Origin of the sequence: Komagataeibacter melomenusus (genome assembly GCF_013155395.1) — a bacterium.
GTDB classification, from domain to species: domain Bacteria; phylum Pseudomonadota; class Alphaproteobacteria; order Acetobacterales; family Acetobacteraceae; genus Komagataeibacter; species Komagataeibacter melomenusus.
Genome location: NZ_JABJWC010000074.1, coordinates 1 through 9,364, shown reverse-complemented (window position 1 = coordinate 9,364; position 9,364 = coordinate 1). Strand labels below are relative to the sequence as shown.

Sequence of the window (9,364 nt, the reverse complement as noted above, 5' to 3'; positions counted from 1 at the left end):
GGGCACAAGGGCCTCGAGTCCGCCAATGGCGTCGAGCATGGAGCGCCGCAGCGCCATGGTGGCGCCCAGGCAGTCCTGCCGCCCGAGGTAGCGCGACAGCATGACGCCGGGCAGGAAGTTGTGGTTGATCTGGCAGGCGGCCAGCAGCCGCGGCACGGTGTTGGAGGCGGGCAGCCCGGCATAGAGCGTGGTGACCAGCCCTACATTGTCGGGCACCATGGCGCCCACGACATGGCGCAGGTAATCGGGTGCGACATGGATGTCCGAGTCGGAAATGACCAGCACATCATGCTTAACACGCGCCATGATGTTGATCAGGTTGCCGATCTTGCGGTTCACGCCGTGGAAGGTGGGATCGATCACCAGTTCCATCGGCACGTCCGGATGGCGTTCCATCAGGCGGTGCACGATGGGTATGGCGGCATCATCCTCGGCCTGCACGCCAAAGACGATCTGCATCTGCGGATAATCCTGCGTGCAGAAGCTTTCGAGGGCTTCCTCCAGCAGGGGTTCGTCGCCATGCAGTGGCTTGAGCACGGAGACCGGGGGCAGGGGCACCGCCCGGTCAACGCGTTTTTCCTGCCAGCGGAAACGCGAGACCAGAAAAGTGCCTACCGCTGCCTGCATGCACCCGGCGGCCGCGACAGTCGCAGCCAGTCCGGCGGGTGAAACAAGAGCGTTGAAAACAGACATTATTTTTCCGGCAAGGTCCCGCGCGTGAAGCAAAATGAAAAAGACGTCAGGGAAGGGTCAGGTTACTCTTCCGAGAAGGTCTTGATTTTCTTCTGTAACAGATTTGTCAGTTTTTGCACATTGCCGCCAGACAGCGCGGAGCTGAAATCTGCACGCTGTGCCGCTACCTGGCTGATATGGGCATTGAGCAGCACGTCAACGATCTGCCAGCCCTTGGCACCCGAGCGCATCACGTAATTGATTTCGGTCCCGCTCGGGTCATCGGATGAGCCAATATGTGTTATAACAATACGGTCATTCCCCACCGGTGAGGGAGTGACAGCGGGGTCGATGGTGAAGCGCGCATCGCTGCCCGGCTTGAAGCTCGAGACATAGCGGGCAATGGTGAACTGGCGGAACGTGGTCAGGAGCTGCTGCTTCTGGTCATCGGGCAGGGTGGCGTAGCGCGGGCCGATGGAGGAAGCGAGCACGGCCTCCATGTCATAGGCGCGGTCGATTGCGGGCGCCAGCATCTGCGAACGCTGCTCGAACGTGCCGCTGCCCTTGGCCTGCACGCGGTCGAGGGCGGCATACAGGGCCTTGATCGGCTCCTGCACCTGCGCGTCGGATGCGGCGGCCGCATGGGCTGCGGAAATGGGGAAGACGGCAGGGATGACCGGTGCCGCCATCAGGCCGGCGCACAGCGCCAGTGCGGTGGTTTTCAGGACATGTTTCATAATGTTCATGATTTCGGTCCGTTTGCCGTCTTTAGCAAGGGCTGCGTCATGCTGATTCCGACACCCAGCGCATCGAGTGCGGTATTGGTAATGGCCACCGCATCCAGCCCGGCCTCATGGTACTGGGCCTCCTGGCTGTTATGGTCGATGAAGCGGTCGGGCAGGGTCATGGGGCGGAAGCGCACGCGATCGAGCAGGCCGGTCTTGGCCAGATGCGTCATGACAAAGCTGCCAAATCCACCAACCGAGCCTTCCTCGATGGTGATGAGCACGGCATGGTTGCGCGCAAGCTGCTCGATCAGCGCGGTGTCGAGCGGCTTGGCGAAGCGGGCATCAGCCACGGTGGGGGAAAGCCCCTGCGCTGCCAGCATGTCAGCCGCCTTGAGCGCATCGGCAAGCCTCGGCCCGAGCGAGAGGATGGCGATGCCGCCCTGCTCGGGGCCGGACTGGCGCGCCATCTCGCGCACGATTCGCCCGCGCCCGATCTCGATGATCTGGCCTGCTTCCGGCAGGGCCAGCCCCAGCCCCGCGCCGCGCGGGTAGCGCAGGCCGAGCGGGCCTTCGTCAAACGCGATGGCGGTGGCGGTCATGTTCAGCAGTTCAAGCTCGTCGCTCGGCGCCATCAGCGTGATGCCGGGCAGGCAGCCGAGATAGGCGATGTCGAAGGAGCCTGCATGGGTCGCGCCATCGGCGCCCACCAGCCCCGCGCGGTCAATGGCAAAGCGCACAGGCAGCTTCTGCAGCACCACGTCATGCATCACCTGGTCATAGGCGCGCTGCAGGAAGGTGGAATAGATGGCGCAGAACGGGCGCAGCCCCTCGGTGGCCATGCCGGCGGCAAAGGTCACGGCATGCTGCTCGGCAATGCCGACATCGAAAAAGCGGTCGGGATAGGCCTTGGCGAACTTGTCCAGCCCCGTGCCGGACGGCATGGCGGCGGTGATCGTGACGATCCTGTCGTCGGTCGCGGCCTGGCGGACGAGTTCCTTCGCAAACACCGAGGTATAGCTCGGCGGGCCGGACGGACCCTTCTTCTGTTCGCCGGTCACGACATTGAACTTGGAGACGGCGTGATACTTGTCCCCCGCCGATTCGGCGGGGCTGTAGCCGTGGCCCTTTTCGGTGATGACATGCAGCAGCACGGGGCCGACATCCTCGGCATCGCGCAGGTTGCGCAGGATGTGGACGAGCTGGTTCATGTCATGCCCGTCAACCGGGCCGACATAATAGAAGCCGAGTTCCTCGAACAAAGTGCCGCCGGTCATGATGCCGCGCGCGTATTCATCGGCCTTCTTGGCGGTGCGCTCGAGGCGACCGGGCAGGCGCTTGGCCATCTTGGCGGCGAGTTCACGCAGGTTGAGGAACTTGCGCGAGGACATCAGCCGCGACAGGTAGCTCGACATCGCGCCCACCGGGGGCGCGATCGACATCTCGTTGTCGTTGAGCACCACGATCAGGCGCTCGGCGCCGGGGCCGCAATGCGAGGCATTGTTCATCGCCTCATACGCCATGCCCGCCGAGATCGAGCCATCGCCGATCACCGCGATCACGTTGCGCTCGCGGTAGGAAGGGTCTTCCTCCGCGCGCAGGTGATGGGCGACGGCCATGCCGAGGCCCGCCGAGATGGAGGTGGAGGAGTGCGCCGCGCCAAACGGGTCGTATTCGCTCTCGCTACGCCGCGTAAAGCCCGAAAGCCCGCCCGGCTGGCGCAGGGTGCGGATGCGATCGCGCCGCCCGGTCAGGATCTTGTGGGGGTAGGTCTGGTGGCCCACATCCCAGATCACGCGGTCGGCAGGGGTGTCGAACACGGCATGGAGTGCCACGGTCAGTTCAACCACGCCCAGCGAGGCACCAAGGTGGCCGCCGGTGGTGGACACGGTATCGATCGTCTCCGACCGCAGTTCCTCCGCAAGCTGTTTGAGCTGCTCGACCGAGAGGTTGCGCATGTCGTGCGGCCACTGCACCCGGTCAAGCTGGGCGTAGCGCCCGAGGGTCGGAATCGCGGGTTTGGTCTGATCCATGATGTTCGCGTCCATTGTTCTGTGTCGGCCCTTGCCCGTGTGGGAGGAACCGACCCGGTTTTCGGTTGGGCCCCGCGCCCCGGCAAGGGGCCGGGCAGGGCTGCCCCGGCGGCGATGAATGGCGGCTCATGGCAAACGGACCATGGCGACCGTAGCGTAATCGCGATGTGTTACTCCGGTTAGGCGTGCAAATACAGTCTCTAATTCCGCGACTGTTGTTAATTGGCCACACTGAAGGCAATAGCAATTGAATACAGGATGGTTTCTGTCCTATACCCTCGCGAAAGGCTTCATGTGTCGTACAAGTCCGCAACCTCGGCATGCTCTGTGTGCACGGCTGGGTGATGTTGGGCTTGTTTTCTTGTAGGTGGATGTGTCCATAGTCCGACCTACCAGACTTGAAATATGAGACCGGCGGTTGGGCCGGTGCAGGAGCAGAGGTTTCATGGCCGTTCCTATTATGCAGGCAGTCCGCGTCGGCGCCTATGTTGTCAAGCAGCATGTCACGCGGCGTAAACGTTATCCGCTCGTGCTTATGCTCGAGCCCTTGTTCCGCTGTAACCTGGCCTGCGCCGGGTGCGGCAAGATCGACTACCCCGCGCAGATCCTGAACCAGCGCCTGAGCGTACAGGAATGCCTTGATGCCGATACCGAGGCCGGTGCGCCCGTTATTGCCGTGGCCGGTGGCGAGCCGCTGCTGCACAAGGAGATGCCCGAGATCATCCGCGGGCTGATCGCACGCAAGAAGTACGTATATCTGTGCACGAACGCCCTCCTTCTTGAAAAGAAGATGGACGATTACGAGCCGAATCCGTTCTTCTCGTGGGATGTGCACCTTGATGGCGACCCGCAGATGCACGATGCCTCCGTCTGCCAGGATGGCGTGTACGAGCGCGCCGTGGCCGCGATCAAGAAGGCGAAGGCACGCGGCTTCCGCGTGTCGATCAACTGCACCCTGTTCGATGGGGCCGACCCCAAGCGCGTTGCCGCCTTCTTCGATGAAGTGATGGCCATGGGCGTGGACGGCATCATGACCGCGCCGGGCTATGCCTATGAGCGTGCGCCTGATCAGGAGCACTTCCTCAACCGGCAGAAGACCAAGCAGCTGTTCCGCGACATCTTCCGCCTTGGCAAGGGCAAGAAGTGGCGCTTTACGCAGTCGCCGCTGTTCCTGAACTTCCTGGCGGGCAACGAGCAGTATCACTGCACGCCGTGGGGCAAGCCGCTGCGCAACCCGTTTGGCTGGCAGCGCCCGTGCTACCTGCTGGGTGAAGGGTACGCCAAGAGCTTCAACGAGCTCATGACCGATACCGACTGGGATGCCTACGGCACCGGCAATTACGAAAAATGCGCCGACTGCATGGTCCATTCGGGCTACGAGTCGACGGCGGTGATGGATGCGGTCCGCAGGCCCTGGCACATTGCCAAGGTCGCCCTGTTCGGCCCCGAGACGGAAAAGCCGATGGCTCCCGAAATCCCGCTCGACCACCAGCGCCCGGCAGAATACGTGTTTACCCAGCACGTCGATGCCAAGATGGCCGAGCTTGCCGCCCGCAAGAAGCCCGCGGCACCCCCGCGCGTGAAGAAGGTCGCGACCCCCGCCGCCGAGACGGCGGACGCCGCCGACTGAGCGCGCGTTCCGGCATCATATCGACCGGATGGTTAAGGGAAGGCGGAGCATTTGCTCCGCCTTTTCTTTTGCGCGCGGGGCGGGGCAAAAGATGCCCGTGTGGCTGAATATGCTGTAAGAGCGTGGGATCATGCTTGTCTCCCTGATTGTCATATTGTGCCTCGTTCTGCTCAACGGGCTTTTTGCCATGGGCGAACTGGCGCTGATTTCCGCCCGCCGGGCGCGGCTTGCCATTCTTGCGCGTGACGGCACCAAGGGGGCGGACCGCGCCCTGAAACTGGCCGGCGACCCGCAGAGCTTCCTGCCCACGGTCCAGATCGGCATGACGCTGGTTTCGATTCTCGAGGGCACGTTTGGCGGCAACAGCATCGAGGCCGGGGTCAGCCGCTGGCTTTCACATATTGCGGCCCTGCGCTCGATTGCTGATGAACTGGCCATGTTCCTCGTGGTCAGCGCCATTACGGCGGTCATGCTGGTGCTGGGCGAACTGGTGCCCAAGCAGATCGCGCTGCGCCAGCCCGAACTCATTGCCGCGCGCCTGTCGCTGCTGCTGGAGTGGATGGCGTGGTTCACGCGCCCCATCGTCTGGCTGCTGGGCCGCTCATCGGAACTGGTGCTCAGGGTAATGGGCATTGGTAATGCGATCCGCCAGTCGGTCTCGGTGGAGGAACTGCGTGCCTATATTGCCGAGGGTGCCCAGGCGGGCGTGCTGGAGCAGGAGGAGCGCGACATGATCGAGCGCCTGCTGCGCCTGGCCGAGCGTCCGGTCCGCGCCATCATGACCCCGCGCACCGAACTGTGCTGGGTGGAGCGGCATGTGCCGCGCGCGCAACTGCTGCAGGTGCTGCGCTCGACCACCTATTCGCGCATCGTGGTGTGTGAAGGCGGCGTGGATAATCCGGTGGGCGTGATCCTGGCCAAGGACATGCTCGACCGGTTCCTTGATGGCAAGAGTCCCTCGGTCGAGATCGGGCTGCGTCACCCCATCTCGGTGCCTGATACGCTGTCCGCCTTCGACATGCTCGAGCGCATGCGGGCCTCGCCGCTGGGCATGGCGCTGGTGCTTGATGAATACGGCTCGTTTGAGGGAATCGTGACCTCATCCGACCTGTTTGGCGCGATCGTGGGCGAGCAGCACGAGCCGGGCAGCACGCCGCCGCAGCGCCTCGCGCATGACAATGTGCTGGTGCTCGATGGCGCCATGCCTGCCGATGAGGTCAAGGACCGGCTTGGCCTGTCCGACCTGCCAGCCGAGGGCAGCTACCACACGCTGGCGGGCCTGATCCTGGCCCTGCTGCGCCGCGTGCCTGCCAGGGGCGACAAGGTGGTGTTCTCGGGCTGGCTGTTCGAGGTGCTGGAAATGGAAGGCCGCCGCGTGGTGCGCGTGCAGGCCAGCCGCCAGCTTCTGGCTGAAAACTGACGCAAAGGAACGCCGCCTGTTTGACCAAAAGGCGGCCCGAAAAGCTTTTATCTTAATGAATGGTGTGGCCCGCGTGGCCCGCCATGGCCATCTCCGCACCAAAGCCGGGCCATTCATTGCGGCCCATCGCCTCGAGCGAGGGGGCTGCAACGCCCAGCCGGTCGGCATAGATCCACAGATAGGTAAAGGCCCGGCGCACGTAGTCGCGCGTCTCGCCATTGGGCAGGCTCTCGATATAGAGCAGGGGGTCTTCATCCTCGTCCATCGTCGCACTGCGGCGCGAGATGGCTGAAGGCCCGGCATTATAGCTGGCCAGCATGCGGATCATGTCGCCGCCCGCGGGCACATGCGCGCCGCCTGCCTGGGTGGAAAGCTGGGCAAGGTAGAGCACGTAGCGCTGCCCGATATCGAGGTTGGTGGCGGGGTCATGCAGGTCGGCGGGGCGGCGGGTGAAGCGGTCCCTGTCATGCACCACGAACCCGGCGGTAACCGGCATGACCTGCATCAGCCCATGCGCCCCGGAGCCGGAAACGGCATTGCTGTCGAAATTGGATTCCAGCCGGGTCAGCGCATAGACGAGGGCCGGGTCCATGCGGAAGCCATGCTCGGGCTGGAGCGGCGGCAGCGGGAAGCGGGCGGCATGGGTGTTGTGCTCGCTCTCGTTGGTGTCGATCAGCATGAGCATCTGTGATGACAGCTCTTTGAGCCCCATGGCATCGGCCACCATCTGGGTGGAATGGCACAGGGCGGCATCGTTCTGGATATCGGGCCACAGCCGCCGCAATGCGGCCTCCGCCCGTTCGCGCTCGCCCACCTGCATCAGGGCAAACGCCCTACGCCCGGCAGGGGTCGCGGCAACGGCCTCGATATCGATTTCACCCAGCACCGGGCTGCCCGCATGGATGGTCTGCTGGGCTGCCGCAAGCGTCATGTCGCCATCGGCGCTGATGGTATCGGGCGTATGGGCCAGCCGGCTGGCCGGGGCGGCCCGCAGGCCCAGAATCTGTGAGGCCAGAAGGCCATAGAAGGTATGGGGCGCCGCCGCTGCCCGGTGCAGCCACGGATGATAGGCCGCGACATCGCCCGTGGCCTGGTGCGCGCGGGCCGCCCAGTAGGCCGCTCCCGCGCGGATGCTGCCCGGTGTCAGGCTGGCGCGTGAGGCGGCCTCGAACAGGGGCTGGGCCATGTCGGCGCGGCCTTGCCGCCAGGCGGCTAGGCCCGCCACATAGCCCGCAAGCCCGAGCCTGAGGCCGGATTTTTCAAAGGCTGCGCGCGCAATCGACATGGCCAGCCGGTTTTCGCCGCTGCTGAACAGCGTCATGGCAATTTCGGCATGCAGATGGGCGGCATACAGGTCGTTCATGCCCGGGGTGATGGCAATCAGGTGCAGGGCGCTGCGTGCGCCCTTTACGCCCTGTGCCGCGCGCTCGCGCACGGTGCGGTCGAGCATGCTGTTGCGCGTGAACACCCGCAGCGAGGGATCATCCTCCTCCGGCAGGTGGATGTGCTGCGGCGGGCGACTGCTGTCCAGCGTGTCATGCGCGGGGGCGGGGGGCAGGGGGCCGCCACGCACCGGCGCGGGCATGGCGGCCAGCATGGAATAGATGGCCGGTGAATCCGCAAGGCCCGAGAAGGTGCGCAGCCACAGCCGCAACTGCCCCGCATTGGGGTGATAGGCCGGGTTGAGGTAGCGGGCCGCCAGGATGTCGCCCAGCAGGGTGTCATCATGGATGGCGGCGGTCTCGCGGATGGCGGCATCGAACTTGCCATCGGCCTGCAGGCGCAGAACCCGGCGGATGTGGCTGACATCTTCGGGCGAGAGCGGGCGCGGCATCCCCGCGTTACCGTGCGCGTGCAGGCGTGGAAGGGCGAGTGCCGTTTCCTCGTTATGGCCGCCCTGGCTGGCCGGATCATCGTCCAGTCGGCCTGGCGCCACTGTTTGGGCACGCAACGGCGCAAACGCCGCTCCTGCCAGAAATGCGGCGCCAGCCAGAAAGGCTGCCACCGCGTGATGGGGGGTATTGATTGTCCCTCGCATGGCGAAGCGGATTTAAGCCGTGCGCGCGGGGAAAGCAATAGCTAACGCATCTGAGGGCGGTAAATAAGTTTTCAGAACAGAATGAGGGAACTTATGTAAACACCGTAAAACATGTGCGCAAACAGTAATGAATATCTGGTTTGCACAGGCTAATACCCCGGAATGATTATGTTAATACCCTTTATGATTTTAAGGGCATGTTTCCGATTGTTTCGCGTATCAGCAGCATGTCTTTCCACGCATCGCGCCGCGCCGTGGCGCTGGCGCGCAGCTGCAACGGGTGGCGCATGGAAAGCGCAGGCAGCGTGGTGGCCGGAGCGCCATCAGGCCCGGCGGGCACGGTAATGTCACGCCATCGCCCGCGCATGCGCGCCGCCGTGGTGTTCTGCCCCGTGATGAGGGAAATGGCGAGATTGCCAAGCAGTACCACCCGCCCTGGCCGGGCCAGCACGATGGCGCGCTGGATGAAGGGCAGGCAGATCCGCGCCTCCGCCACCGAAGGCGGCCTGCCACCGGGCGGCCGCCACGGAATGATGGGGGCGGCGAGCAGGTGGGCGCGGTCGATGCCGATGCTGGCGAACATGGTCGTGACCAGTGCGCCGCTCTCCCCCGCAAAGGGGTGGCCACTGCGGTCCTCATCCGCGTCCGGCGCTTCGCCGATCAGCATCAGCGGGGCCTGCTCCGGGCCTTCCACGCACACGCTATGGGTGGCGGTGGCCCGCAGCCCGCATGGCTCGAAGCCGCTTATGGCCGCGCGCAGGGCGGCCAGCGTATCCGCCGCGGCCGCCGCGGCACGGGCGGCGGCCACGGCCTCGTCAATCAGCGTGGCGCGCGAGGGGGGGGCAG

The 9,364-nt window shown here is 64.6% G+C and carries 7 protein-coding genes; 2 read left to right on the top strand and 5 right to left on the bottom strand.

What is annotated here, in order from left to right; translation table 11 throughout:
* The 3 genes from HNW77_RS16425 to dxs all read right to left on the bottom strand — a co-directional run.
* On the bottom strand, positions 1-693 hold a 693-nt coding region (locus HNW77_RS16425; protein ID WP_172159114.1), incomplete at its 3' end, for a glycosyltransferase.
* Between the two features lie 62 nt (positions 694-755).
* Positions 756-1,418, bottom strand: coding sequence for an ABC transporter substrate-binding protein (locus HNW77_RS16420; protein WP_172159112.1), 663 nt, complete (start codon positions 1,416-1,418; stop codon positions 756-758).
* Entirely contained in the window at positions 1,415-3,430 is a 2,016-nt protein-coding gene (gene dxs, locus HNW77_RS16415; protein WP_408886865.1) for a 1-deoxy-D-xylulose-5-phosphate synthase, read from the bottom strand. Before dxs ends, HNW77_RS16420 begins: the two co-directional genes overlap by 4 nt.
* A gap of 445 nt (positions 3,431-3,875) precedes the next feature.
* Here dxs and hpnH point away from each other — a divergent pair, with 445 nt between their 5' ends.
* Both hpnH and HNW77_RS16405 read left to right on the top strand, forming a co-directional pair.
* Entirely contained in the window at positions 3,876-5,060 is a 1,185-nt protein-coding gene (gene hpnH / locus HNW77_RS16410; protein ID WP_172159109.1) for an adenosyl-hopene transferase HpnH, read from the top strand.
* A 130-nt stretch (positions 5,061-5,190) separates the two neighbouring features.
* On the top strand, positions 5,191-6,480 hold the full coding sequence (locus HNW77_RS16405) for a hemolysin family protein (RefSeq protein ID WP_172159107.1): 1,290 nt from the start codon (positions 5,191-5,193) through the stop codon (positions 6,478-6,480).
* 52 nt (positions 6,481-6,532) lie between these two features.
* On the opposite strand, the gene HNW77_RS16400 is transcribed toward HNW77_RS16405, so the two are convergent.
* Both HNW77_RS16400 and HNW77_RS16395 read right to left on the bottom strand, forming a co-directional pair.
* Complete coding sequence (locus HNW77_RS16400; protein WP_172159106.1) at positions 6,533-8,518, bottom strand: lytic transglycosylase domain-containing protein; 1,986 nt, start codon at positions 8,516-8,518, stop codon at positions 6,533-6,535.
* A 181-nt stretch (positions 8,519-8,699) separates the two neighbouring features.
* Positions 8,700-9,364: uracil-DNA glycosylase (locus HNW77_RS16395; protein WP_172159104.1), on the bottom strand; the 665-nt coding region annotated here is incomplete at its 5' end.

What these genes read in the sequence shown, in the direction of transcription:
- HNW77_RS16405 (WP_172159107.1), top strand. Translation starts at nt 5,191, where the DNA reads ATGCTTGTCTCCCTGATTGTCATATTGTGCCTCGTTCTGCTCAACGGG.
- HNW77_RS16420 (WP_172159112.1), bottom strand. Translation starts at nt 1,418, where the DNA reads ATGAACATTATGAAACATGTCCTGAAAACCACCGCACTGGCGCTGTGC.
- dxs (WP_408886865.1), bottom strand. Translation starts at nt 3,430, where the DNA reads ATGGATCAGACCAAACCCGCGATTCCGACCCTCGGGCGCTACGCCCAG.
- HNW77_RS16400 (WP_172159106.1), bottom strand. Translation starts at nt 8,518, where the DNA reads ATGCGAGGGACAATCAATACCCCCCATCACGCGGTGGCAGCCTTTCTG.
- hpnH (WP_172159109.1), top strand. Translation starts at nt 3,876, where the DNA reads ATGGCCGTTCCTATTATGCAGGCAGTCCGCGTCGGCGCCTATGTTGTC.